Annotated in this window: 21 protein-coding genes; 12 read left to right on the forward strand and 9 right to left on the reverse strand. The window is 69.8% G+C overall.

Translation table 11 applies throughout. From position 1 onward, the window contains the following. Positions 1 to 55: 55 nt before the first annotated feature. Positions 56 to 1,027 (reverse strand): helix-turn-helix domain-containing protein, encoded by a 972-nt coding sequence (locus tag O7601_RS11630; RefSeq protein ID WP_281566175.1) that lies wholly within the window; start codon positions 1,025 to 1,027, stop codon positions 56 to 58. Positions 1,028 to 1,253: 226 nt separating this feature from the next. On the opposite strand from O7601_RS11630, the gene O7601_RS11635 reads away from it, so the two are divergent. The 3 genes from O7601_RS11635 (at position 1,254) to O7601_RS11645 (ending at position 2,523) form a co-directional block, all read left to right on the forward strand. Then, positions 1,254 to 1,394, forward strand: a complete 141-nt coding sequence (locus O7601_RS11635; RefSeq protein ID WP_281566176.1) for a hypothetical protein — start codon at positions 1,254 to 1,256, stop codon at positions 1,392 to 1,394. A gap of 54 nt (positions 1,395 to 1,448) precedes the next feature. Next, the gene (locus O7601_RS11640) at positions 1,449 to 1,718 is read left to right on the forward strand and encodes a hypothetical protein (protein ID WP_281566177.1); all 270 of its coding nucleotides are present in this window, start codon (positions 1,449 to 1,451) and stop codon (positions 1,716 to 1,718) included. Between the two features lie 193 nt (positions 1,719 to 1,911). After that, complete coding sequence (locus O7601_RS11645) at positions 1,912 to 2,523, forward strand: hypothetical protein (protein ID WP_281566178.1); 612 nt, start codon at positions 1,912 to 1,914, stop codon at positions 2,521 to 2,523. On the opposite strand, the gene O7601_RS11650 is transcribed toward O7601_RS11645, so the two are convergent. The 3 genes from O7601_RS11650 to O7601_RS11660 all read right to left on the reverse strand — a co-directional run bounded on the left by O7601_RS11650 (position 2,524) and on the right by O7601_RS11660 (position 5,869). Then, on the reverse strand, positions 2,524 to 3,087 hold the full coding sequence (locus tag O7601_RS11650; protein WP_281566179.1) for a DUF5825 family protein: 564 nt from the start codon (positions 3,085 to 3,087) through the stop codon (positions 2,524 to 2,526). It lies immediately after the preceding gene. A 6-nt stretch (positions 3,088 to 3,093) separates the two neighbouring features. Beyond that, complete coding sequence (locus O7601_RS11655) at positions 3,094 to 4,923, reverse strand: RiPP maturation radical SAM C-methyltransferase (RefSeq protein WP_281566180.1); 1,830 nt, start codon at positions 4,921 to 4,923, stop codon at positions 3,094 to 3,096. Between the two features lie 181 nt (positions 4,924 to 5,104). Next, on the reverse strand, positions 5,105 to 5,869 hold the full coding sequence (locus tag O7601_RS11660) for a ferritin-like domain-containing protein (RefSeq protein WP_281566181.1): 765 nt from the start codon (positions 5,867 to 5,869) through the stop codon (positions 5,105 to 5,107). A gap of 243 nt (positions 5,870 to 6,112) precedes the next feature. Between O7601_RS11660 and O7601_RS11665 the strand changes: the two genes are divergently transcribed. From O7601_RS11665 to O7601_RS11680, 4 genes are all read left to right on the forward strand, one after another. Next, on the forward strand, positions 6,113 to 7,471 hold the full coding sequence (locus O7601_RS11665) for an MFS transporter (RefSeq protein ID WP_281566182.1): 1,359 nt from the start codon (positions 6,113 to 6,115) through the stop codon (positions 7,469 to 7,471). 82 nt (positions 7,472 to 7,553) lie between these two features. Next, a complete protein-coding gene (locus O7601_RS11670) occupies positions 7,554 to 8,510 on the forward strand; it encodes a thiamine pyrophosphate-dependent dehydrogenase E1 component subunit alpha (protein WP_281566183.1) in 957 nt (318 codons plus the stop codon). After that, the gene (locus O7601_RS11675; RefSeq protein ID WP_281566184.1) at positions 8,507 to 9,472 is read left to right on the forward strand and encodes a transketolase C-terminal domain-containing protein; all 966 of its coding nucleotides are present in this window, start codon (positions 8,507 to 8,509) and stop codon (positions 9,470 to 9,472) included. Before O7601_RS11670 ends, O7601_RS11675 begins: the two co-directional genes overlap by 4 nt. A 2-nt stretch (positions 9,473 to 9,474) precedes the next feature. Beyond that, entirely contained in the window at positions 9,475 to 10,788 is a 1,314-nt protein-coding gene (locus tag O7601_RS11680) for an aminotransferase class III-fold pyridoxal phosphate-dependent enzyme (RefSeq protein ID WP_281566185.1), read from the forward strand. 162 nt (positions 10,789 to 10,950) lie between these two features. Here O7601_RS11680 and O7601_RS11685 read toward each other — a convergent pair whose 3' ends face one another. After that, positions 10,951 to 11,922 carry an SDR family NAD(P)-dependent oxidoreductase gene (locus O7601_RS11685; protein WP_281566186.1) on the reverse strand — a complete coding sequence of 324 codons (972 nt, stop codon included), beginning with the start codon at positions 11,920 to 11,922 and terminating at the stop codon, positions 10,951 to 10,953. 80 nt (positions 11,923 to 12,002) lie between these two features. On the opposite strand from O7601_RS11685, the gene O7601_RS11690 reads away from it, so the two are divergent. After that, positions 12,003 to 12,911, forward strand: coding sequence for an AraC family transcriptional regulator (locus O7601_RS11690; protein WP_281566187.1), 909 nt, complete (start codon positions 12,003 to 12,005; stop codon positions 12,909 to 12,911). 85 nt (positions 12,912 to 12,996) lie between these two features. Here the strand turns inward: O7601_RS11690 and O7601_RS11695 are convergent, their stop codons facing one another. Continuing rightward, complete coding sequence (locus tag O7601_RS11695) at positions 12,997 to 13,998, reverse strand: 2-hydroxyacid dehydrogenase (RefSeq protein ID WP_281566188.1); 1,002 nt, start codon at positions 13,996 to 13,998, stop codon at positions 12,997 to 12,999. Positions 13,999 to 14,107: 109 nt separating this feature from the next. Continuing rightward, complete coding sequence (gene mgrA, locus O7601_RS11700; RefSeq protein ID WP_281566189.1) at positions 14,108 to 15,103, reverse strand: L-glyceraldehyde 3-phosphate reductase; 996 nt, start codon at positions 15,101 to 15,103, stop codon at positions 14,108 to 14,110. A 71-nt stretch (positions 15,104 to 15,174) separates the two neighbouring features. On the opposite strand from mgrA, the gene O7601_RS11705 reads away from it, so the two are divergent. From O7601_RS11705 to O7601_RS11720, 4 genes are all read left to right on the forward strand, one after another. Continuing rightward, on the forward strand, positions 15,175 to 16,143 hold the full coding sequence (locus O7601_RS11705) for an aldo/keto reductase (protein ID WP_281566190.1): 969 nt from the start codon (positions 15,175 to 15,177) through the stop codon (positions 16,141 to 16,143). A gap of 197 nt (positions 16,144 to 16,340) precedes the next feature. Further along, entirely contained in the window at positions 16,341 to 16,511 is a 171-nt protein-coding gene (fxsA, locus tag O7601_RS11710) for an FxSxx-COOH cyclophane-containing RiPP peptide (protein WP_281566191.1), read from the forward strand. Continuing rightward, positions 16,493 to 17,689 carry an FxsB family cyclophane-forming radical SAM/SPASM peptide maturase gene (locus O7601_RS11715; RefSeq protein ID WP_281566192.1) on the forward strand — a complete coding sequence of 399 codons (1,197 nt, stop codon included), beginning with the start codon at positions 16,493 to 16,495 and terminating at the stop codon, positions 17,687 to 17,689. The genes fxsA and O7601_RS11715 overlap by 19 nt, the downstream gene beginning before the upstream one ends. Continuing rightward, positions 17,686 to 19,689, forward strand: a complete 2,004-nt coding sequence (locus O7601_RS11720; RefSeq protein WP_281566193.1) for an HEXXH motif-containing putative peptide modification protein — start codon at positions 17,686 to 17,688, stop codon at positions 19,687 to 19,689. Before O7601_RS11715 ends, O7601_RS11720 begins: the two co-directional genes overlap by 4 nt. Here the strand turns inward: O7601_RS11720 and fxsT are convergent. Next, on the reverse strand, positions 19,658 to 23,704 hold the full coding sequence (gene fxsT, locus O7601_RS11725; RefSeq protein ID WP_281566194.1) for an FxSxx-COOH system tetratricopeptide repeat protein: 4,047 nt from the start codon (positions 23,702 to 23,704) through the stop codon (positions 19,658 to 19,660). The genes O7601_RS11720 and fxsT overlap by 32 nt on opposite strands. Further along, the gene (locus tag O7601_RS11730; RefSeq protein WP_281566195.1) at positions 23,691 to 24,980 is read right to left on the reverse strand and encodes a TIR-like protein FxsC; all 1,290 of its coding nucleotides are present in this window, start codon (positions 24,978 to 24,980) and stop codon (positions 23,691 to 23,693) included. The genes fxsT and O7601_RS11730 overlap by 14 nt, the downstream gene beginning before the upstream one ends. Positions 24,981 to 25,116 lie beyond the last annotated feature (136 nt).

Raw genomic sequence — 25,116 nt, forward strand, 5'->3', positions numbered from 1 at the left:
CCCGCGCCCCGGGGTGCCGCATGACGGCCCCTCCGGGGCGGGGGCGCGGGCGAGATCACAGCCAGCGTTGCCGGACCGCGTTGGCACCAGCCTGGAAGCGGCTCTCCGCGCCGAGCCGGGCGGTCAGGTCGGACATCATTCGCTGGACGGTACGCACCGACAGCCCGAGTTTGCGGGCGGTCACCTCGTCAGTGTTGCCGTCGCCGAGCAACTGGAGCAACTGGCGTTCGGTCGGTTCGAGCCCGTTCTCGTCGACAGTCGCCGCGGCGCCGAACGGCGTGGCTGTCGACCAGGCGTGGTCGAACAGCGCGCTGAGCGCCGCGGTGATTCCCTCGTTGTGGATCTCGATGGCGCCCTTTCGGGCGTCGTTGGGGTCGACTGGAAGCAACGCGATGCGGCGATCCACGATGACCATCTGGAACAGGACCACCGGAAGACAACGGGTCTCGCCGCCCAGGCCGTTGAACCAGCGGGCGTACGCGAGGGTGCCCGGATCGTTGCGGAAGCTTTCCTGGTAGATCGACTTGATGGTGACACCCCGCTCCAGCGCTTCCTGGTTGACCGGCTTGCTGGCGGCCATCGCGTCCGGCCGGTGCGCGCCGCCCGGGTTGAACGACAAGCATTCCTTCTGGGTCAACCGGGCGAGTTGCTGCAAGCGTTGACGTACCGATTCGAGTTGGACAATCTGAATTAATTGGTCCTGGTGGTCGGCCTGGTGCGCCTCGGAAAGGGCATGGATGGCGGCCTGAGTGGCCTCGATCTCGTACTGCTGCTGCGCTATCTCCGCCTTCGCGCGGGCGAGCAGCGCCGCGAGACCCACCTTGGGGCTGGTCGGCCTCAGGCTGCCCGGGCTGACCGGCGACTCGCTGACCAGAGCGAGTTCGATCAGCTCGTCGAGCGCGTCGTGTACCTGCTGGGTGTCGATCTCCAACGACTCGGCGATCTCGGCGATACCCCAGGTCGACTGGCGCAACATGGTCATGTAAACGGCCTCGGCGGTGGTCGATATACCCAGGGTGCTGAACACTCTGCGCCTCCCACTCAGTGTGCGTGCCCTGCGGCGGTTGCCGGAAGAGATTGTCAGATGGCAATGAGGGCTGGCAAGATCCGATCGCGCTGACGGAATCCCGCCTGGCGCGATCCCGTCACCTGGATCTTGTTGACCACCTTCGTCTTGGTCAAGAGACTGGCTCCATCAACGGTGCTCATTGGCACCGGCAAGGCAAATCACCTGATTCGGGAAGGAAGGCGCAATGTCTCGTCGCATCAAGATCGCTTTTGCTGCCCTGGCCCTCGTGGTTGGCGCGTCCGCACCGATCGTCCACCCCAGGCAGCCGGTGAACGACGTCGAGGACCCGGCCGCCGGGTTCTCCTGGGGCATGCCGCTGAGGTAGTCCACGTGTACCGGGGGTGTCGGTGGGGGATGCCTACGACAATTGGATGGAAACGTGCAGCTGTCAGCCGTAACGCTCATTCCAATGACGACGGCACGGACGCCTTTGACGCCCGAACGGCTCAAAGACCTGATCCTCGGCTGTCGGGTGGACGGTGACCGAGTTGAACACGTCAAGGTCATTGAGCGTGCCGGATTGATGTGGATAGGGGCTTACGTCGCCATTTGCGACACCGAGTCGGCCGACCACAATCTGGCTGATCTATGCGGGCGGGCCGCTGCCCGGCTCGACGGCTGGGAAATCATGCGGCAGTGGAATCTGTGAACGACGCGTAAACCATAGGCGTCGAGACAATGTCCGGTCGCAGGGAAGAAGTGAAGCCGCCAAAGCCGGGCAGTCGGTCGGTCACCCCTGCCGTTATCGATGGGCACATGAAGTGATATATGATAATCCAGTCACACATTCCACCGTAACCGACAGAAACCTCGTGCAGCGCGCCGCCTATCAGGATCGACGCGTGCTCAGCGCCGACATCAGCGCCGTCCTGCTCAGCGCCGAGCTGGTCGACCTGACCCGAACCGAACTCCTGGTCATCGCGCCCGCCCTCGGGCAGATGCCGCTGCCGTCCGGGGTCTTCGGCGAGCTTCGCGCCCGCAACCTGAAGGTACGGGTGCTCTTCACCCCGGGCGGGGAACCACTGGCCGACCCGGTGGCGACTCTCGCCCGCGACGGGGTCGCGCTGCCGACCCCGCTGCACCTGCCGTACTTTCTCGTTGTCCGGGACCGGGCGGTGGTCTATTTACCGCACCAGGATCCGGTGCGGCCGAGCAGTGATCGACTGACGCGGATCCGCAGTGTCGTGATGGGCGACTCGCTGGCGACGGTGTTCGGCCTGATGTGGGACACCGCGCTGCAACGGGCCCGGTCCGCCCGGACAACCGCCCGGTCAGACGAGGGTGACGACCTGATCCGCGCGCTCAGCGAGGGCCTGACCGACGATCAGGCAGCCGTCACCCTGCACATGAGCCGGCGTACCTTCGCCCGGCGGGTATCGGACATGATGCACCGACTTGATGCCAGCACTCGCTTCCAGGCCGGTGTCCATGCCGCCCGTCGCGGCTGGATCTGATCAGACCGACAGGTACGGCACCGGCCAGTGCCGCATCCGAAACGGTAGAACCAGCGTCCGGTCGTCGGCCTGGACCGCCAGGCCTGCCTCGACCGCGTCCGCGACCAGGTCCGCGTCGACGATGTCCGAGCGGCCGTCCACCGACTCGGCGAGCCGGGCGAACCGGTCAGCGCCCTCTTCGATGACCATCCGAGCGGCGGGTTGGCCGGGTCGGACATCCTTGATCGTGACTATCCCCGGCCCTCGGCGGTAGTAGAACGAGCCATAGCGGTAGTCGCGAGCCCAGGCCACGGTGTGGGCGACGTCGTCGAACTCCATCCCCAGGCATGGCGGCAGCAGGTGCGAGTAGGTGTGCAAGGGGAACGCGGGGCGACCGCTCAGCGCCCACCGGAGCCGAACCGCGTGGCTGGTCACCGCGCGGAGCAGCCGCAGCAGGTCGAGGTCCTGCGTTGGCGAGTGTCCGAACCGCAGGGGCTCCGGCAGTTCTACGGCACGCAGACTGTAGGCCGCCGGGTCATCGCGCAGCGCATCGAAGGTAACGGCCGTACTCGTCGCCGTCGTCATCGCAGATCAGCTCACCTTCAATGGTTCGGTGGAAGTCGCCACGGTGATCCACTGACTCTGTTCGGTGAAGACCAGTCCGTTCCCGGCCAGTCCCGCCAACCAGTCGGTAACGTCGTCCGCGCTGAGGCCGTACCCGGCCACCCGGGCGGCAAGTGCCTTGGCGGTTCGCCCGTTCTCCAACTCGCGGTACGCGGCCACGAACCCAGATCCGGTGATCCGGTGGTCCCGTTCCGGCCAGCCGACCCGTCGGTCCTCCAGGACGATCTCCTGGTCGTCGGCGTGCAGGATCCGCAGCGAGCTGGAGGGGTACGCGTCGATCCACACCTCGATGAGCTTGTGCAGACCCTCGGCCTCAGCGTCGGAGAGCCCGGCCGGATCGGTGTCGAACAGGTAGACCATGTCCATCAGGCGGTCCGGCGCGAGCGCGTACACGTGCTCGTACAGCTTCGCGGGCCGGCGGGTGGGAAAGCCCAGCAGCGGGTTCTCGAAATACGGGCTGAAACGTTCGAGTAGGATCCGGGCCGCGCTGGCCGGTGGTTGCAGATGGACCAGCGCCGGCAGCTGCCGCAGCACCGCCTCGTAGTCGGCGGTGGACTCGGTGGGAAAGCCGTAGAGCCAGTTCCACGAGACCGTCAGTGACGCCGCCTCGCAGTCGCGCAGCGTCCGGACGTTGCGTACCCCGGTGACGCCCTTGTCCATCAGCTTGAGGACCGGGCTGACCAGCGACTCGATGCCCGGCTGGACGTGGGTGACGCCGGCCTGCCGCAACACCGCGATCTCGTCCGGGCGCAGGTTCGATTTGACCTCGTAGTGAATCCGCAGATCCCAGTCGAGCGCGGCCACGCTCGGCAGCAGCTCTCGGAAGTAGCGGTTGTCGATGATGTTGTCGACCATGATGGCGTCCAGCGTCTGGTGGCGCCGGACCAGCGAGGTCAGCTCCTCGATGACGGTCTGCGGCGGCTTGGCGCGGAACTGCATGCCGGTGCCGTTGAGACCACAGAAGGTGCAGTGGTGCTTCTCGCCCCACCAGCAGCCCCGGGCGCTCTCCAGCACCAGCTTTGGCTCCACGTACTCACCGACCGGCGACTCGGCGATCAGCTGGAACCAGTCGTCGTAGTCCGGCATCGGCATCAGCGCCGGTGGGACCAGCGGGCCCTGTGGGTTGTCGTGCCGACCGTCCGGGCCGCGCCAGGACAGCCCCGGTACGCCGGCCAAGTCGATCCGGCCGTCGAGCGCGTCCAGCAGCGCCGGAAAGGCGACCTCACCCTCACCGCGAACCACGTAGTCGACGAACGGAAAGTTGGCGTGGATTGCCGCACCCATCGCGCCGTCACAGTTTCCACCGCCGAAGACGATCGGCACCTGCGGTGCCAAAGCCTTGATCCGCCGGGCCGTCGCGAGGCTCGGCGCGTTCTGCATGAACGTCGTGGTGAACCCGACGAGGGCCGGCCCGGTCGCGATGATCTCGCGGGCCGCCGCCTCGACGAAGGCCGCGGCGTGTGCGCGCATTCGAACGACCCGTTCGATGTCGACGCCGCGCTCCTCGGCATAGCAGCGCAACTGCGCGATCCCGAACGATTCGTCATCGTGCAGCACCCCGGCGAACACCCAGTCGCCGAGCCCATGGAACAGGCCCTCCTCGGCGATCTCGGTGTACTCCGATGGCCCCAGGTCACCGTCGGTGGCCTCGATCAGGAACTCGGCCCACCGGATCCCACCGTGGTAGGTCAGCGGTTCCGGTCGGCCCGTGGCGACGGTGACGGCCTTGAGTAGTCCGATGGGCAGCGAGGGGCAGTCCAGGGACTGCCACGGCATGGCCGCGAGGCAGATGGTCATCGTCATCGTCTCCGAGGTCCGGCACGGTTGACAGGAGGTGGTGGGTGCCGAGGGGCGACCGCGCTGGTCCGGGCGGGTGAGTCCCGCCCGGACCACCGGGCTCACTTGCCCTGCTGCTTGAGAATCACGTGGTACTTGCACGAGCCGTGCGTGACCTTCTTGATGGCCACCTTCTTGATCTTCATGTCCGTTCACCTCCCCTCACGAAGGACAGACCGGCGGCCCGTAGCCGGGCCCGGTGCCGCCGGACGAACCAGGCCCGCACCTGCTCCGGGTCGCGGCCGGTCAACCGGGCACAGGACGTGGAGATGCTGTCCAGTGCGGTGACGTCGAAGCCGATGTCGTGCCACTGCTGACCGTGCTCGCGCCACAGTTCGGCGCCGGCCGGGGTGGCGGAGACCCGGGACAGGTAGTTGAGCCCGATGGCGATGTGCTGGATCTCGTCGGTCCGCACCGCCTGGTACAGCCGACCGAGCGGATCTCCGGCGAAGATCTCGCTGAACAGGATGAACTCGTCGGCCGCGAGTCCTTCCAGGATCGTGTGGACGAGTGCCCGGCCCATGTGCGGCAGGCTCAGCAGCATCTCGTCCAGCGGTTCCATCGTCTCCTGCGCGTCCGGCTCGACATCGCCGCCGATCGCGCGGGCGTACTGGTAGAAGGCGTCGGCGTGCCGTGCCTCGTCGGCCGTGGCCAGGGCGAGGCTGAAGCGCAACGGCGCATCCTCGGTGTGTGCCGCGAGCGTGGCCGCGGCGACCAGCCCGGCCTGCTCGGCGTAGTAGCCACGTGAGGCGGCCCGCCAGGCGATCTCCGTGCGGTCCCAGTCGCTGCGACGCAAGGCATCGCCGATGATGTCGGCTGCCCGCCAGGCCCTCTTGTCCCGGGTCACCCCGAAGACCCGGTACGCGACGGCGTCGCTGTCGAGTTCGTCGTGCCGAATGAGTGCCATGACCAGCTCCAACGCAGCAGGAGAAAGGTTCTCGGCAGCACGTTCGCCAGGGAAGGCCGGGCGGCGATCCATGGGTTCGGCCGAACCGTTCGGGGTGCCTCGCGTCCTGCCTGCGGCCGGTCCTGCCAGCCACCTCTCCGCCCGGAGCTAGGCGCCACCGTAACGACGGCATCAATCATGGTCAAGGAGTCCGTACCTGGTCGTGGCACAGATGTGCCATCCGGTCCGGCCTACCCTGCGCTGATGACTGCGGGACTGGAGCGACTGCGGCACCGGGCAAAAGGGCTGGGCCCACTCGTCGCGGCGCACGGCATCGGTGTCGTCGGTACCGAGATCACCGCCTTGGCGCTGCCCACCCTGGCGATCCTCCACCTGGGGGCGTCGCCGCTGGTTGCCAGCGCGTTGTTCGCCATCGAGTTCGGTACCCAGGCGCTGGCATCGCCGGTACTCGGCGTGTTCGTCGATCGGGCCCGTACGCCGCGCCGGCTGCTCGTCGTCGGGAGCCTCGGCTACGCGGCCGTGGTATCGACGGTGCCGGTCGCCGCCCTGCTCGACGTACTCGTGATTCCGTTGCTCGCGGTGGTCGCCGTGGTTGCGGGTGGACTCGGTGCCCTTGTCACGATCGGCCTACAGGCGACCGTGCCGACCCTGGTGCCGCCACAGCGACTGGTCGCGGCGAACTCGGCCATGGCCGGGGCGCGCTCGGTCGGGCAGGTCGCCGGTCCGGCCCTCGCCGGTTGGCTGGTGCAGGTGGCCGGAGCCGCCGTGGCGATGGGCGTCGACGCGGCTACCCGACTGGTCAGCGTCGTCGGGTACGCCAGGCTGCGTCCCGTCGCCGTCGCCGACCCGGCCAGCGTGCCTCCCGCCGTCGTGGGTGGGATGGTCGACCAGTTGCGCGAGGGTATCGCGGCGTTGCGGCACCGTCCGGTCCTGGTACGGGTGGCCGTGACGGCGGCGGCGCTCAACTTCGGCGGCTCCGCCCTCGGCGCGCTCTACCTCGTCTTCGCCTACCAGCACCTGCACCTCTCACCCGGGCTGGTTGGCATCACCTACGTCGTCAGCAGCGTCGTGTCGATTATCGCGGTCACGATCGCGGGTCGGGTCATCCGCACCCTCGGCATGGCTCGGGTCGTGCCGATGTTCGCGCCGCTGGCCGGTGCCGCGCTGTTCCTGATCCCGGCGGCCGTCGTCGCCCCGCCCTTCCTCACCCTCGTGGTCTACGAGGCCCTCTTCTCCTTCTGCGCCACCATCTGGTTCATCGCCACCACGACCCTCCAACAGTCGCTCGTACCCGCCCACCAGTTGGGCCGGGTCATCGCGCTCGGCCGGGCCGCGACGACCCTCGCGATTCCGGTCGGCGCCCTGCTCGGCGGGGCGCTCGCGCAGTGGTGGGGTCTGACACCGACGTTGATCCTGTTCGCCACCGCCGCGCTGCTCGGCGGCTGTGTGAGTGGCCTACGCGGCGTCGGCCCGGTGCTGCCCGTCGAGGACTCTGGCACGATCTCGCCAATCGACGCCGCCGACGGCGGCCCGCAGGTTGGCACCAACGCGCCATCCTCGAAGCCAGCCGTTGACGCCACACCTCGCCGACCCGACAGTTGAACCGGCATCACGTATGGCGCCCCGCGCTCTGCGATCTCCGCCCGGGACCGCACTCGCCGAGAAGCCAACGACGGGAAGCGCCATGGACCTGTTGTCCGCCTACCGTGACATGCTCACCATCCGACTCTTCGAGGAAAGCCTGCTGCGGTGTGCGGAGCAGGGCCTGGTGCCCGGCACGATCCACCCGTACACCGGCCAGGAGGCGATCGCCGTCGGTGTGCTGGGCGCCCGGCATCCGGATGAGTGGGTGGTCAGTTTCTACCGCTGCCACGGTCACGCCCTGGCTGCGGGCTGCTCGCCGGAGTCGATAATCCGTGAGGTCCTCGGCCGCCGGGGTGGGCTCTGCGGCGGCAAGTCCGGCTCGATGCACCTCGCCGACCGGGCCCACCGGCTGCTCGGCTCCACATCGATCGTCGCCGCCCAGCTTCCGATCGCGGCCGGCGCCGCGATGGCCGCCCGGCTCGACGGTGCCGGCCGCGCCGCACTGGTCTTCTGCGGTGACGGCGCGCTCGGTGCCGGTGGCGCGTACGAGACCCTCACCATAGCCGCCGCGAAGCGGCTCCCGCTGCTCGTGGTCTGCGAGGACAACGGTTGGCAGGACCAGACCGACAGCCGGTGGGTCCGCCATCTGAGCCCCGCCGATCTCGTCGGGGGGCTGAAGGTGCCGCACGTCGAGGTCGACGGCAACGACGTCGAGGCGGTACGCGACGCGGCCACTGTCGCCTTGGACGCCTGCCGGGCCGGCGCCGGGCCGCAGGTCATCGTGGCGCACACCTACCTGCGTGACTTTCACGCCCAACTCGGCGAGCACCCGCCGCCGTCGTACCGGCCGGAGCAGGAGCGACGACGGTGGGCCGAGCGTGATCCGCTCACCGTGGCGGCCGAACGCATTCCGGCCGACCTGACCGACCTGCGCGCCGAGGTCGCCGCCGAGATCGACGCGATACTGCTGGCCGCGCTCGCCGCCGGGCAGCCGGACCAGGCGACCGCGACGACCGGGGTCAGCGTTACCGCGGATCTGGTCGGAGCGGGCCGGTGACCCGCCGCCACCCGGCCGCCGAGGCGATCCGTGAAGCGTTCGACCACCAGCCGGCGCTGAGCCACTTCAGCACCTACCAGCAGCAGGACCTGATCGCCGAGTACGGTGCCGACAGAATGGTCCGGATGCCGATCGCGGAGAACGCGATGCTCGGCATGGCGCTGGGCATGGCACTGGTGGGCCGGCGGGTGCTGTTCAGCGTCAACCGGGTGGCATTCCTGTTCAGCGCCTTCGACCAACTGGTCAACCAGGTCGCCACCTGGCGGTACATGAGCGACGGTCAGTTCTGTGTGCCGTTGGTGATCCGGGGGCTGACCCGGGGCGGTGAGCAGCTCGGCGCACAGCATGAGCACGTGCCGTACGGCATGCTGAGCCAGATCCCCGGTCTCGTCGTCGCGGTACCCGGATCGCCAAACTCCCTCGGCGGACTGCTGCGGACCGCGTTGCGTCACCCCGACCCGGTCGTCGTCCTGGAATCGCCGCGGTTGTTCACTCCCACCTGGGCGGAACTGCCGGAGCCCGAGCCCTCCACCGCCGCGTTGCCGTTCGGTGTCGCCGGCCTGGCCCGGCCCGGGACCGACCTGACGCTGATCGGGATCGGCAACACCGTCATCGAGAGTCTGCTGGCAGCGCGTCGGCTGGCGGAGCACGGCATCCAGGCCAGAGTCATCGACCTGCGCACCACGGCCCCACTGGATCGGGACGGGGCCGCCGCGATGGTGCTGCCGGACCGACCGGTGATCCTGGTGGACGAGCAGCCACAGACCGGGTCCGTGCTGACCGAGGTGGCGTACCACCTCGTACGCACGGGTGTGGCCCGGGCCGAGCACATCGAGCTGCTCACGGGGGCCCCGATCCCCGCGCCGGTGAGCGCGGCACTGCTCGACGGTCTGCTACCGGATGCGGCGCGGATCGTCCGCACGGCACTGGACTCCCTTGCCCCACTCACCCAGCGGAGATGAGCATGACGAACACTCCCTACGCGGTATGGCACGGCCTCACCCCGATGGGCCCGCACCTGCGGGAGAACGGTCCGGATCTGTTCCTGGTCAGCGGCACCGACAGTCACCTCGTGGATGCCGCCGGACGCCGCTACCTCGACGCCCGCTCGTCGATGTGGAACGTCACGCTGGGCTACTCGTGCGAGCCGGTGAAGCGGGCGATGACCAGTCAACTCGATCTGCTGCCCTCCGGCACGGTCCTGCGCTACGAGCACCCACCGCAGGTGACCGTCGACTATGCCGAGGCGCTCGTGGCGGTCCTGCCGGCACCGCTGCGGCACGTGCGGTTCGGTAACACCGGAAGCCAGATGACCGAGTCGGCGGCCATGCTGTCCCGGTTCTACCGCCGGATGACCGGCGAGACCGACCGGCACACGGTCATTGCCCTGCACGAGGCGTACCACGGAACCGGACCGTTGGCGACCGCGCTGACCGACGAACCGATCCTGCACGACTACTCCGCCCCGATCGACGCGCACGTGGTGCATGTGTCGACCCCACCGCCGGTGAGCTGTGACCCCGCCACCTGCACCGGTGAATGCGTACGCCCGGTCATCGAGGCCGTCGAGGCGGTCGGTGCGGAACGAGTCACCGCCGTGATGTTCGAGCCGGTCTCCGGCACCTCGTTCCGGCCTGCTCCGCCGCACTACCTGGAGACATTGATCGTCGAGTGCCGGCGTCGGGGCATCCACTCGATCGCCGACGAGGTGACCACCGGAGCCGGCCGGGTCGGTGCGATGACGTACATCGAGCGGCTCACCGAGGTTCCCGACATGCTGGTGCTCGGCAAGGGCCTCAGCGCCGGCTACTTCCCGCTCGCCGCGCTGGTCGTCGCCAGCGACATCTACGACGCCCTCGCCGACCCGCCGGTACGGCTGGGCTTCCCCAACGGCTCGACCACTGACGGCCACCCGGTTGGTGCGGCGGCGGGCCTGGCGGTGCTCGGCATCCTCACGGCGGACGACTTCTTCACGAGGGTGCGTCGACGCGCCGCCGAGCTGGTCGAGATGCTGATGGTCGCCGCGAAGTCGGAACCCCGCATCGGTGCGGTCCGGGGCACGGGGATGATGCTCGGCGTCGAGTTGCACGATGCCGACGGCCAACTCTGGTCGCTGCGCGATGTCAGCGCACTGCGCGGGATGTGCCGCGAGTACGGCCTGCTCACCAGCTACTCGATCGGGGTGATGCCGCTGCTACCGCACCTGACGGTCACCGCGAACGACTGCCGCGAACTGGTGGAGCGGTTCGTCAAGGCGGTGGCGGCGTTGCGGCCGTGATCGTGCCGGCCCGCTGCCCGGGACGGCGGTGAAGACCTGTAGCAACTGCGACTGGTCGGGGTCGACGAGGACCTGGCAGTGCAGTTCTGACCGGGGCGGACGTGGCCGGGGAGGAACACTTGTTCCTCCCCGGGCCACGGCCCGGATGACACGTGCTGCCGTTCAGGCGGCGATGGCCTGCTCCGAGTACGCCCACAGGCGCTCCGCCGCCGCCGGATCCAGGGCGTGCGGGGCGACCCCCGCCTCGGCCTCCGCGGGCACCGGAACCACCTCGGCCTCCTGGTTGTCCTCGAAGTACCGACCGGTGACGCCCTCGACGAGCGGGGAGGCGGCCAGCAGCACCGAGGTCGAGGCGCCCTGCTCGGGCGTCTTGTAGTAGTCCAACGGCACCCGGTTGCCGGCCTCGTCCAGCACCCCGAAGGCCCGCATCGTCTCGTCGTCGAGGTGCCGCTGGAGGTTGGTCAGGATGTAGCCGGGATTGGCGGCGTTGGCGATAATTCCCTCGTCCGCCCAACGGTTGGCGATGCCGACGGCGAACAGCACCGTCGCGGTCTTCGACTGGCCGTACGCCGCCCAACGGTCGTACCCGCGCTGCTCGAAGTGCGGGTCGGCGAAATCGAAGGGTGCCCGCAGGTGCGCACCCGAACTGACCAGGACGACGCGGGCCGAACCGGCGGCGCGGAGGTTGTCGTGCAGGCCGGTGACGAGCGCGAAGTGCCCGAGGTGGTTGGTGGCGAGCTGCGCCTCCCAGCCCTGCGCGGTCAGCTCACGCTGCGGCACTGCCATGATCCCGGCGTTGGCGACGACGGCATCCACCGGTCCCTGCCAGTCCGCGACGAACGCGGCTACCGAGGTCAGGTCGGACAGGTCGAGCTGGGCGGCCCGGGCCGAGCCCGGCAGGGCCGACGTCTCCTCGACCAGGTCGGCTGCGGCGGCTGGTCTACGGATGGCGACGGTCACCTCCGCCCCGGCGCCGACCAGGGCGCGTACGGTCTCGGTGCCGAGGCCGGAGGCGCCGCCGGTGACGATGATCCGGCGACCGGTGAGGTCGACGCCGTCCAGCACCTCCGCTGCGGTCGTCCGGGGTCCGAACGGGGTGACGACCCGGGCGTGGGTCTTCGTGTTGTCGTTCACGAGAGCAACGTTAGGTTCCCGCTGCCGGACGTACTATGGTTTTGCGTCCAGTTCTCTTTCGAGTCAGTCCAGGAGCTGGGGTGGATCCACTGCACGACGTGCTGGCTCTGGTCGGTGCCAGCGGCCACGTCTCCGCCAGTATGGAGGCGGGCGGCAGCTGGGCGGTCGAGTTCGAGGCGCCCGCGGGAATCAAGTTCAACGCGGTCCGCCGGGGGCGCTGCTGGCTGCGCCTCGACGGTTCCGCCGACTCGCTGCCCCTGGTCGCCGGCGACTGTTACCTGCTGACCCGTTCCTGGTCGTACACCCTGTTCAGTGACCCGGAGGCGGTCCCGGTGCCGGCGGGACCGATCTTCCTGGCGGCGACGGGCGGGGTGGCCCGTGCCGGGACGGGCGACGACTTCGCGGCCGTCGGCGGTGCGTTCCACTTCGGCGAACGGGCCCGCACGCTGCTGCTCGACGCGCTGCCCCCGGTGGTGCACGTGCCCGGGACGGCCGCCGAGGCCGCCATCCTGCACTGGGCCATCGACCAGGTCGACAGGGAACTGCGACAGCAGCGGGTCGCCGCCGGCCTCGTCGCCGACCATCTCGCTCTCGTCATGCTGATCCAGATGCTCCGCCACCACCTCGCCGGTGCCGCCGGAGCGGCCACCGGCTGGCTGGCCGGCCTCGGTGACCCGGTGGTCGCCGTGGCGCTGCGGGAGATGCACCAGCGGCCGGCGCACCCGTGGACGGTGGCGGAACTGGCCCGGGCCGCCTCGGTCTCCCGCTCGACCCTGGCCGCACGGTTCAGGACGGTGGTGGGCCGGGCTCCGCTGGAGTACCTCACCGACTGGCGGGTGGAACTCGCCGCCGACCGGCTCCGCCGGACCGACGACACCCTGGCCCGCATCGCGCAACTGGTCGGCTACGGCTCCGAAAGCGCCCTGAGTGTCGCCTTCAAACGCACCACCGGCCACACCCCCCGCGCCTACCGCCGCCACCCCCACTAGCCCCCGCGATCGTGCACTTTCTGTCGGGGCAGATCCGCCTTGTCCGGCATCTCGGCGACCGGAAGTGCACGGTCGCGGGGTGGGGTCAGCAGACCCGGGCCGGGGTGGGGACGGCGTCGGGACCGTCTCGTTCGACGATGCAGAGATTGGTGAGGGTGGTGGTGGCGATGTTGTGCAGGCCGTCATCGGTGAAGAACGCCTGGTGCCCGGTGATCAGCACGTTGGGGAAGGTGGTGAGTCGGGCGAAGTCGTCGTCGCCGAGCACCCGTTCGGAGCGGTCCTCGAAGAACAGGTCGCTCTCCTCCTCGTACACGTCGAGGCCGAGGTAGCCGATCCGGCCGCTCTTGAGGCCGTCGATCACGGCCCGGGTGTCCACCAGCGCGCCCCGGCCGGTGTTGATCAGCATGACGCCCTCGCGGAGCAGGGCGATGCGTTCGGCGTCGATCAGGTGCCGGGTGTCCGAGGTGAGCGGGCAGTGCAGGGTGACGATGTGCGACTCGGTGAGCAACTGCTCCAGCGGCACGTACTCCACGCCGGCGGCGCTCGCCGCGTCGTTCGGGTACGGGTCGGTGGCCAGCACCCGGCAGCCGAAACCCGCCATGATCTGGGCGACGCAGACACCGATCCGCCCGGTGCCGACAATGCCCACCGTACGCCCGTGCAGGTCGAAGCCGAGCAGGCCGGCGAGGGCGAAGTTGTGTTCGCGTACCCGGTTGTAGGCCCGGTAGATCTTGCGGTTCAGGGCGAGGATCAGGCCGGCGGTGTGCTCGGCCACCGCGTGTGGTGAATACTCCGGCACCCGCACCACGCTCAGGCCCCGTTTGCGGGCGGCGGCCACGTCGACGTTGTTGAAACCGGCCGAGCGCAGCGCCACCACCCGGACATCGATCTCGGCGAGTTGGTCGAGCACCTCGGCACAGAGGTCGTCGTTGACGAAGGCGCAGACCGCGTCCGACCCCTCGGCCAGCCGGGCGGTCTGTGGGGTGAGCCTCGGCTCCAGGAAGTTCAGGTCGTGACCGGCCGTGGCGTTCGCCTCGGTGAGGAACGTCCGGTCGTACGGCTTGGTGCTGAACACTGCCACTCGCATGGCCCACCTCCACCGTCCACGCTAAGACTGGGCACCGGCCCGGGGGGCAGGGTCCGACGACCCGCCGATCGGTGACGGGCGGCCCGGGCTCGTGTCGAAGAGGGCCCGCTCAGGTGAGCCGGGAGTCGATCTCGGCCAACTCCTCGGCGGTCAGGTCGAGGTTCTCCACCGCGGCGATGTTCGCCTCCAGCTGCGCCACGCTGCTGGCGCCGATGATGAGGCTGGTCATCCGCGGGTCGCGTAGCGCCCAGGTGAGGGCGAGCTGCGCGAGGGACTGGCCCCGGCGCTGGGCGATGGCGGCCAGCCCCCGGATGGTGGCCAGGCGCTGCTCGTTCACATCGCCCTCGTCGAGGAAGACGCTGGTGCGGACCCGGGAATCGGCCGGGATGCCGTCGAGGTAGCGATCGGTGAGCAGCCCCTGGGCCAGCGGGCTGTAGGCGATGCATCCGGCGCCGACCCGCTCCAGCGTGTCGAGCAGCCCGTCCTGCTCGGTCCACCGGTTGAACATCGAGTACGCGGGCTGATTGATCAGCAACGGGGTGCCCAGGTCGCGCAGAATCGCGGCGGCCCGTTCGGTCTGCTTGGAGTTGTAGTTGGAGATGCCGACGTAGAGGGCCTTGCCGGCGCGGACGGCGGCGTCCAGAGCACCCATCGTCTCCTCCAGCGGGGTGTCCGGGTCGTACCGGTGGCTGTAGAAGATGTCGACGTAGTCCAGGCCGAGCCGGCGCAGCGACTGATCGAGCGAGGCGATCAGATTCTTGCGGGAACCCCACTCACCGTACGGTCCGGGCCACATCAGGTAGCCAGCCTTGCTGGAGATGACCAACTCGTCGCGGTACGGCTTGAGATCACCGGCGAGCATCCGGCCGAAGTTCTCCTCGGCGGAGCCGGGCGGCGGCCCGTAGTTGTTGGCCAGGTCGAAATGGGTGACGCCGAGGTCGAAGGCGCGCCGGACGATGTCCCGCTGGCGCTCGAAGGGGCGGTCCGGGCCGAAGTTGTGCCACAGGCCGAGCGAGATCGCGGGCAGCCGAAGCCCGCTGGCTCCACTGCGCCGATAGGTCATCTGGTCATAGCGCGTGTCAGCGGCGAGGTAGGTCACGATCATGACGATAACCCGAGGTCCCGTCGTCGAGTCGAGCTGCGGCCGTGGTACGCCGCGACGGGTAGCGTCGACCCATGCGTTACGTGCGGCTCGACACTCCGAAGCCTTTGTCCAGGATCGGTCTCGGTACATGGCAGTTCGGCTCGCGGGAGTGGGGGTACGGCCCGGACTACGAGCGGCTGGCGGCGAACATCGTCAAGCGCGCCGTCGAGCTGGGCGTGACTGTCTTCGACACCGCCGAGGTCTACGGCTTCGGTCGCAGCGAACGGCTCCTCGGCGCGGCGCTGGCCACGGATCGGGACAAGGTCGCTGTCGCCACCAAGATTCTTCCGGTGCTGCCGGTCGCGTCGGTGGTGCAGCAGCGGGCGGTCGCCTCGGCGGCGCGGCTCGGCGTCACCAGCATCGACCTCTACCAGGTGCACCAACCCAACCCGCTGGTCAGTCACCACCGGACCATGCGCGGGATGCGCGCGTTGCAGGACGTCGGCCTCGTCGCCGAGGTCGGGGTGAGCAACTACAGCCTGCGCCGCTGGCAGGTGGCGGAGACGGCGCTGGGCCGGCGGGTGCTCAGCAACCAGGTCCGCTACAGCATGCTGGACCGCAAACCGGAGGAGGATCTTCTCCGGTACGCCGAGCAGGCCGGCCGGTTGGTCATCGCGTACAGCCCGCTGGCACAGGGCTTTCTCTCCGGGCGGTACGACGCGAACCATCCGCCGGTCGGCGCGGTCCGCCGGGCCAACCCGTACTTCCTGCCGGAGAACCTGGAGCGCGGCAGCGCGCTGATCGAGACGTTGCGCCAGGTGGCCGCCGCGCACGACGCGACGCCGAGCCAGATCGCCCTGGCGTACGTGCTGCGTCACCCGAACGTGGTGGCGATTCCCGGCGCCTCCAGCTTGGAGCAGATGGAGCGGAACGCCGCCGCCGCGGAGATCGATCTGACCGAGGACGAGTACGCCGCACTGGTCAACGCGGCCCGAGCGTTCCGACCGGTCACCGGGCTGGCCGCGATCCCGAGGTTGGTCAGGTCCCGGGCCCGCGGCTGACCGTGCGGCCGATGTCCGCCGCACCGTCGGAAGCGTTGAACCAGATGACCCACCCGAGTCGCCGCGTTGCACGATGCCGCTACGATGGCCCGGTTCGTTGGCGGGTTCGGCGGTAGGGGCGGGCTCTGGTCCGGCGGCTCCCGCACAAGTCATCGCTCATTCGGGCGCGAGTTTCCTTCGCGGGTGGACGGATCACTATGGATACGACCGAAGACGGCTTCCTGGGAGTCCTGGTGGACCTCAGCGACGTGAGCCTCGCCGATCTGCCGGAGCTGGACGGATCGCCGTTCGCCTGCTCTTTACGTCGGATCCTGGAAGAAATCGACCGCCCGCAGGACGCGGTCGCCGGGTGGAACTCGGCGATGTGACCATGCCGGCCGAGGGGCGTGGTCAGGCGGTGGTGGACCCTCCGGCAGCGGTGCGGCCGGTGCCCTTCTCCGAGTTCATCCTCAAGGTCCACAGCAGATGCAACCTGGCCTGCGACTACTGCTACATGTACGAGCTGGCGGATCGCCGCGCCCGCACCGACCCGCCGCTGATGTCCGCCGAGATCTTCGAGCTCACCTGCCGGCGGGTGGCCGAGCACGTCCGCGCGCACGAGCTGAGCACGGCACGCATCGTGCTGCACGGTGGTGAGCCGCTGCTGGCCGGCGCCGCGACGTTGGCGCGGATGGCCGAGCGGCTACGGGCGGCCGTGCAACCCACCTCGGCCCGGGTCAGTGTGCAGACCAACGGCACCCTGCTCGACGAACGGGCGCTGTCCGTGCTGGCCGACGCGGGCGTGCTGATCGGGGTCAGCCTGGACGGTGACCGGGCCGTCAACGACCGGCGCCGACGGTACGCCTCGGGACGCGGCAGCTTCGACGAGGTGGACCGGGCGTTGCGGCTGCTGGCCGACCGTCCCGGGGCGTACGCCGGCATTCTCTGCGTGGTCGACCTCGACGCCGACCCCCGGCGGACCTACGAGGCCCTGCTGGCGTATCGGCCGCCGATTGTGGACTTTCTGCTGCCGCACGCCAACTGGGACGCCCCGCCGCCCGGTCGGGGTCAGGCCGCGTACGGCAGCTGGCTCTGCGACGCCTTCGACGCGTGGTACGACGTGCCGGTGCGGCTCACCCGGGTCCGGCTCTTCGAAGAACTGATCAACCTGTTGCTGGGTGGGAGCAGCCGGACCGAGTCGGTGGGGTTGAGCCCGGTCGCCGCCGTCGTGGTCAACACCGACGGCGGGTACGAACAGGTCGACACGTTACGGTCCACGTATTCCGGCGCGGTCGACACCGACCTGACGGTCTTCGACCACTCCTTCGACGACGTGCTGCGGCACCCTGCCGTCGCCGTACGTCAGGCGGGCCTGTCGGCGCTGGCCGCCGAGTGCCGGGCCTGTCCCGTCCACCTGGTCTGCGGTGGCGGCAACTACCCGCACCGGTACCGGGCCGGCAGTTTCCGCAACCCCTCCGTCTACTGCCATGATCTGCGGCTGCTCATCGGGCACGTGTCGCGCCGGCTGCGGGCCGATCTGACCGGCCTGCGGAGCCGGGGCCGATGAGCGGCTACCACCGGCTGCGGCCGGTCGATCTCGACGCGCTCGCGGCCGGCCCGGGCAGCGCCGACCTGGTGCGTACGCTGCGGGCCGGGCAGGTCAGCAAACGGATGCTGCTCCTGCGCGCGGTGCTCGACCTGGCGGACCCGGCACGGACCTCGGCGTACTTCGCGTTGCTCACCGCCGCGGTACGGCACGATCCGGCGGTCGGGCCGGAACTGCTCGCCCTGCCGCACACCGGCGCGTGGCTCACGGTCACCCTGCGACGGTTACGGCAGCGGCGGGAGCGCCCCCCGGTGCCGGCGGCGTCCGGCCGCACCACCGCCGGCCTGAAGCCGCCGGCCGAGGCGGACCATCCGGCCGAGGTCGACCTGGGACATCTCGGCGCGCTGGCCGCCACGGCGGCGATCCGCGCCGGCCTGGATTTCGAACTGACCCTCCCGGCACCGGAGGGCGAGGTCTTCCTGCCATCTCTGGGCCGGGCACGCTGCGGCGGCGTCGACCCGGTGACCGTTTCCCGGTCCGGAGGCCGGGTGCGGGTTGGGTCGGTGGAGGTTCCCACCCCCGACGGTGACCTGCCGGCGGGTGCCGGTGTGGACCGCGACGGCTGGTCTGGTCTGCACCGGCTGACCAGCAGCGCCGACGGCCTCACCGTCGCACTCTGGCTCGACGACCTCGACCCGTACCGCGACTGTCACCGGCTCTGCGCGACCGGGCGGCTGGACGCGGCGGTGGTCGGGCGGTGGCAGCGGCTCCTCGACGACGCCTGGCCGATCCTGGTCCGGCATCACCGTTTGCATGCGGAGGCGATCTCCGAGGGGTTGCGGATCGTGGTGCCGTTACAGGCGGACTCGGCCAGCGCCGGGGTGAACGTCACAAGCATGGACGCCTTCGGTGCGGTCTCGATGACCCCGCCCGCCGACGGTGCGGCGCTGGCCCTCGGCCTGCTGCACGAGTTCCAGCACGCGAAACTCGGCGCCGCCATCGACATCGAGCCGTTGCAGGAAGCCGAGGACCGGAGGTACTACTACGCGCCCTGGCGGGACGATCCCCGCCCGCTCGGTGCCGCGCTGCACGGGGTCTACGCCTTCGTCGCGGTGACGGAGTTCTGGCGTACCCGACGGCGGGTGCTGCCGCCCGGCCGGAGTCGACTGGCCGAGGTGGAGTTTGCCCGTTGGCGGGACCGGGTCGCCCGGACCTGCGCCGACATCCGGGCTTACGGGCGGCTGACGGTGGCCGGCCGCCGGTTCGTGGCCGGGCTGGGCGAGGTGATCGACGGCTGGCGGGACGAGGCGGTGCCGGCCGAGGCCGCCGCGCTGGCCCGGGAGGCGGCCGACGATCACTGGACGGTGTGGCGGCTGCGCAACCGGCGGCCGGAGGCGCGGCTGGTGCGGCGGCTCGCCGAGGCGTGGCGCATGGGCGCGGCCTGCCCCGCGATCACCGTTCCGGTTGCCGTGCGCCCCGCCGACGGCAGATGGCTGAGCCGCAGCCCGCGACTGGATCTGGTCCGGCTGCGGTTGGCCGACCCGGCGCGCTTCGAGCGGCTGCGCAGCGGCATCGAACGCCTCGCCGACGTGCTCCCGGAAGCCTCGGCCGGCGACCTGGCGTTGGCCGCCGGTGACCACCTCACCGCGCGTGCCTGGTACCAGCGGCAACTGCGGCAGCAGCCCGATCAGGTGGCGGCGTGGGTCGGCCTGACCCTGGCCGACGGCCGGCTCCCGACCGGCGAGGCGGCGATGCGCGCCGACCCGGAACTGTGCCGGGCCGTCCTGTGCACGGTAGCGGAGACCACGGCGGCACCGGACCCGCTTGAGCTGTCCCGCTGGCTCGCCCCGGTGACGTGTGTACCCGCTGCGGACGAGCCGCCACCAGACGGGTCGGCACCGAGCGGACGCTCACCTGGCGAGCCGTCCCCGGGCGTGGCACCGGGGACGGTTCGGCAGGGCGGTCCGCAGGCGGTCGGACCGGCACCGGTCAGGTCGGTGGCGGCTCAAGATCGCAGTTGAGCCGGTTCGCCTCGACGAGGGCGATGGTGTTCGGGTGCTCCTCGCCGAGCACCCGACGGAACAGCGGCATGACCTGCTCCCGCAGCGACCGGGCACCGCCGTGGTCCCCGGTGACGCTCAGGCTGGTGGCGAGATTGTTCGCCACCGCCAGGGTGTCCGGGTGCCCCGGCCCGAGGATCCGCCGGCTGCGCTCGTACGCCTCTCGGTCGCTGGCCAGGGCCTCGGTGAACTGCCGCCGACCGAACCAGCAGTTCGCCAGGTTGATGTTGGCCGCCAGGGTGTACGGATGATCCGCCCCGATCCGCTCGCTGAGCCGGGCGACCACCTCCACGGAGACCTCGAAGGCGGCCTCCGCGTCGCCCGCCTTGCGCAGGAAGATCGCAAGATTGTTGGCGTACGCGAGGGTGAACAGGTGGTCCTCGCCCATGTTGTCGTGGTACCAGCGGTGCACCGGGCGGGCCCGGCGCAGTGCTCCGGCGTCGTTGCCGAGGGCCGACTCGTCGCAGGCCAGGTTCATCGCACTGGCCTGCACGTCCGGGTGGTCCGGGCCGTGCCGTCGGCGGGACCGCATGAGCACGTCGGTGCTCAGCGCGTGTGCCCGCTCCAACTCGCCGAGCTTGCGCAGGGTCACCGCGTAGTTCTTCAACGCCCGCAGCGTCTCCGGGTCCTCCTCGCCGAGCACCAGCCGGGTCGCCTCCACCGCGGCCTCCAACACCCGTCGGGACTCGATGAGGTCACCGGTGTCGCGCAGATCGCGACCGTACTCGCCGGCGGAGAAGAGGGTGAACGGGTGCATCGGGCCGAGCGTCTCCCGCCGCCGGGCCAGGGTGCGTTTGTTGCGACTTAGGGCACCGCGCAGGTCGCCGACGAGGCGCAACGAGATCGCCAGGTTGTGGGCCGCGATCAGCGCGCGGGGATGATCCTCACCGAACACCTCCCGGGCCAGTTCCTCGGTGCGGACGTCCAACTCCCGGGCCCGCTCGAAATGGCCGAGCGCGCGCAGGTCGGCGGCGAGGCTCCCCGCCGCGATCACGGTGTACTCGTGGTACTCACCGAGGCCGCTGCGGAGCCGGTCGTAGACGTCGCAGTCGATGTCGTAGGCGTCCTGGTAGCGCGCCTCCAGGCGCAGGGCGTTGGCCAGTTGGAAACGCATCATCAACGTCTGCGGATCGTCCGGGCCGTACCGCTGCTGCCACAGCGCGATCGCCTGCTCGGCAAGCTCGGCGCAGGTGGCGAAGTCCACCCGGATCCACATGTAGCGTGCCACGTCGAGCAGTAGCTGCCTGACCTCTGGGTGGTCCGAGGTGAGCGTCCGCGACGGCAACAGGTGCGGCCACAACTCGGCGTAGATCGGCCAGTATCGAGGGTTGTCGGGGTCTTTGGGATTGGCGGCGGCCAGGATGGCGTGCACGTGCTGTCGGTTCTGCTCCTTCTCCTGATCGGAGAGGGACTCCCGGATCAACTCCTGGACCAACGGGTGCATGCTCAGGCTGGTCTGGCCCGCCTCGTCGGCGCTCCCCTGGCCGCGCGCCCGACTGCCGCCGCGCACGCTGTCGATACGGGCCAGCGCGTACCGGCCGATGTCGCGCAGCATCCGGCCCCGGAGCAGCGAATCGCGCAGCGACGGGTCGTAGGGGAGCAACACGCTGGTGAAGCGGTCACCGGTGATCAACGACATCGGGATGGGCTCGCTGGCGAAGAAGGCGCAGACCTCCAGCAGCTTCGCCGCCGCCGGGTTGCGTTCGCGGAGGCTGTCCAGCGAGACCAGCCACGGCTGGGCACCGGTCTTCTGGTAGTCGGGCGGCAGTTCCTCGGCGAGCATGTCCGGCAGATAACGTCGGATCCGGGTGAGGTACTGCGCGGGTGACTCACCGGTGGTGGCCAGCCACGCGCCGGCCTGCTCGATGGCCAGCGGCAGGTCACCGAGCCGGTCGGCGATCAGGTCGGCGTCGCCGTCGGCCAGATGTCCGGCCCGGCGGCGCAGCAGGGCGAGGCTCTCCTCCCGATCGAACGCGCCCACCTCCAACATCCTGGCCGGCCGGGCCCAGGCGCGGTTGCGGGTGGTGACCAGGATGTGCCCCGGACCGTGGGGGATGAGGTCGAGCAGTTCCGTGGGCTCGTCGGCGTTGTCGAGGATGAGTAGCCAACGCCGGAACGGCACGCCGCGGCGCAGTACGTCGAGGACCCAGGTGACCCGTTCACTGACGTTGCCGCTCAGCGGGGTGTCGAGTTCGGCGGCCAGCCGGTCGGCGAGCGCACCCAGCGCGAGCCGCAGCACGCTCGGCTGCTGCGCCGAGATCCACCAGACGATGTCGTACTCGGCGCGGAACCGGTAGGCGTACTCCAACGCGATCTGGCTCTTGCCGACTCCACCGAGACCGTGCAGCGCCAGCGGCACGTGCCCGGCATCCGAACCGGACAGCCAGTCACGCATCGCCTCCAGCAGCGGACCGCGCCCGACGAACTGGACGTTGCGGGGCAGCGGCACCCGCCAGACCGGTGGCTCGGTGCCCGGAAAACGGTGACGCCGCTGAGCGTCCTCCGGGTCGGGGGCGGGTCGGCCGGGGTGTCCGAGTGCCTCCAGCAGCCGGGCCGTCGCCTCCTGCTCGTCGTTGACCCCAACCAGGTCGAGCGGCACGCGGTCCACGAACAACCCGGGGGCGCGGGAATTGTCCAGCCGCACCGGCACCAGGTAACCGGTGGTGAGGTCGTGATTGATGGCCTGGCCCCACAGCTCGACCGCGTTGGGTGACTGCATGTATTCCTGAGACAGCAGCACGACGAGCCGCGCGGCGTCGTCCAGGCCGACGGCCCAGTCACCGCCGGATGGATTGGCGGGAAAGTCGATCTCCCGCATCACCGCCCGCAGCCCGGCGGCGTCAAGCTCGTCGCAGATCCACTCCGCCCAGGCGCGGTCCAGCGCCGTGTAGCTGACGAAGACGTCGGGAGCGGCACCTACCAGCCGTTGCCGCTCGAACTTCGCCAGCCAGGTGCGGCGCAGTCGATCGTCGAACGGCGGCAGCTCCTCGACCTCGCCATCGGTGATCGCTCGGGTCAACCGCTCGTAGGCGGCGAGCAGGGTCGCCTCGTGGTGGGTCCGGTCACCGAAGGCGGCCAGGATCTCCTCGTAGGCGTAGTAGGGCTGGTAGGGGATCTCGACCTCACCCCAGTATCTGTCGCTCTCCTCGGGAGAGAGCCGAGGCAGCAGCGGAGTGAAGCGCCGACGTGCCTGGTCCCGGCCGGCCTCCAGCTTGAGCTGCTCGGCGTTGTCGACCCGCATCGGCACCGGCAGGATCCGCACGGGCCGGTCACCGCGCTGCCGGACGATCGACCGGGCCACCGCGGCGGCGCCGTCGATGCTCTGCTCGTTCAACGTGAAGGAGGTGACGACCGCGTCGGGCAGCCGCACCGTGCAGATGCCGGCGCTGTCACCGACCCCGGTACGGCTGTCGATCAACACGTAGTCGTAGTTCGCTCGCATGCTGGCGGCCAGTTCGGTCAGGAAGGTGGTGCCGCCGTGCTTCTCGAAGAAGGCCTGCCAGTCGAAGGTGCTTACCGCCTTCGTGTACGACGGGTCCTGACGCCCGGCCGGCAGCAGGTCCAGGAACCCGGGCCGCCCGGGACGGTCGCTGCCGGTGATGTCGCGGTGCGGCGGCGGGAAGGGCCAGTCCAGCGAGACCGCGTGTCGCAGCACATCGGCTGCCGTGCTGATCCAGTCCGGGTCCTCCGTCTCGTCCACCGGGCGTATCGCGGCGTCGGCGTAGTCCCGCGCCATGTCGATCACCCCGCGTGAGGTGCGCAGGTCCTTGTCCAGCAGGAACGGGTGGAAGTAGCGGTGCAGGCCGGGGGATTCCAGATCCCAGTCCACGGCGAGCACCCGGTGGCCGTTCGCGGCGAGGATCCAGGCCACGTTCGCCAGCGCCATGGTGCGTCCGGTGCCGCCCTTGTACGAGTAGAACGTGATGATCCGGCCTTCCCTGCCGGTGGCCGTCGCGACCGGGTCACTGCTCGTCACGCTGGTCCTCCCGTTCCGCGTTGTTCTCGTCACGCACCCACGGACCGTCCAGCCGCGGCGGCGAGGTGTCCATCGATGAGTCGATCGGCCGGTGTGCCCAACTGCGCTTCAGCAGACGGTTCCGGGCAACCTCCAGCACCTGCGACAGCAACTCCTCGAAGGCCCGGTGCGTGAAAATGTTCGACCAGTAGAGCTCGTCGTCGGAGGTGTACCCGCCGAAGATCTCCCGACAGGCACGGGACAGGGCCTGCCAGTGCTCGCGGGTCTCCGGGTCCTCGCGGCTGCTGGGGATGAGGATCGCGGCGGCGGTCTGCTGGCCGCTCAGCGCCACGGCAGCCTGCTCGATCAGGGCCTGTCGCCGCTGTGGCAGGCGGGTCAGCCAGGCGTCGACGATCAGCACCAGGATCTGGTTGTAACGAGCCGCGAGGTCAGCGCTACGGGAGAGCTCCTCCACCTCGACCACAGTGGACCGGTAACTGTGCTCCGCGGCGATCTCCCGGGCGTACTCGACGAGAGGCTCCCGCATCGGGGGCCGGTACGGGGACCACTGCAACGGATCGTCGCCGTACACGGTCAGGTGCTCGCGCACGTCGCGCATCTCCTCGCGGTCGGACGTGGCGATGACGAAGTGGACGAGCATCGACTCGGCGTCACCGTCGGTGGCGGTGAGACGGAGAGCGCCGTTCGCGGTCTGCCGGGCGTGGAATGCGCTCTCGACGGCCTGCAACTCGACCGGGCGACGGTGCTCCGGCAACGGATGTGCCTCCACACTGCTCACGATCTGATTGGCCAGCTCGAACAGAAAGGTCCGGTAGTCGTCGCTGTGTCGCTGCAGGCGCATCAGTTGTCGTACCCCGAGGCGCTGGTAGGGGTCGCCGAAGCTGTCGGAGGAATATTGCAGCGGCTGGGCCACCGGATGGATCCGTCCCGGCTGCGCCGGAATCCACATCAGCGGTTTGAGTAGCGAGGTGTCCACCTGTCGCTGGTTCTCGAACCGGGCTGTGCGCTCCGCGAAGAACTGCCATTCCTGGCCGCAGGGTCGGCTCTGGAAATACCGTGGCGTCATCAGGGCGAGGAAGGACCGGCAGCTGCCGAGCGCCTCGACCAACCGCTGCGGCCACCGCTCGCCGACCTGCATCGTCCGATCGACGAACCCGACCTTCTCGTCCCGGGACAAGCCGGCGATCAGCCGGACCTCAGCACTGAGCTCCTCGTAGAACCGCTGGACGAGTGCGTCCTCGTCGCCTCTGGCGTAGCTGAGGAAGAAGTACAGCACCGCACCTCCGCGCCTGGGACTCTGGCCATGGGGTGGCTGGGTCGTGGCTGTCGCCGGTGGGCCAGGTGCCAGCGGCCGTGGCGGCGGGAGCTTCACCGCGAGTATAGGGGCGGAAACGAAGCGTGGCAGCCCGCGG

It is taken from the genome of Verrucosispora sp. WMMD573 (genome assembly GCF_027497175.1).
In the GTDB taxonomy this organism is placed as follows: domain Bacteria; phylum Actinomycetota; class Actinomycetes; order Mycobacteriales; family Micromonosporaceae; genus Micromonospora.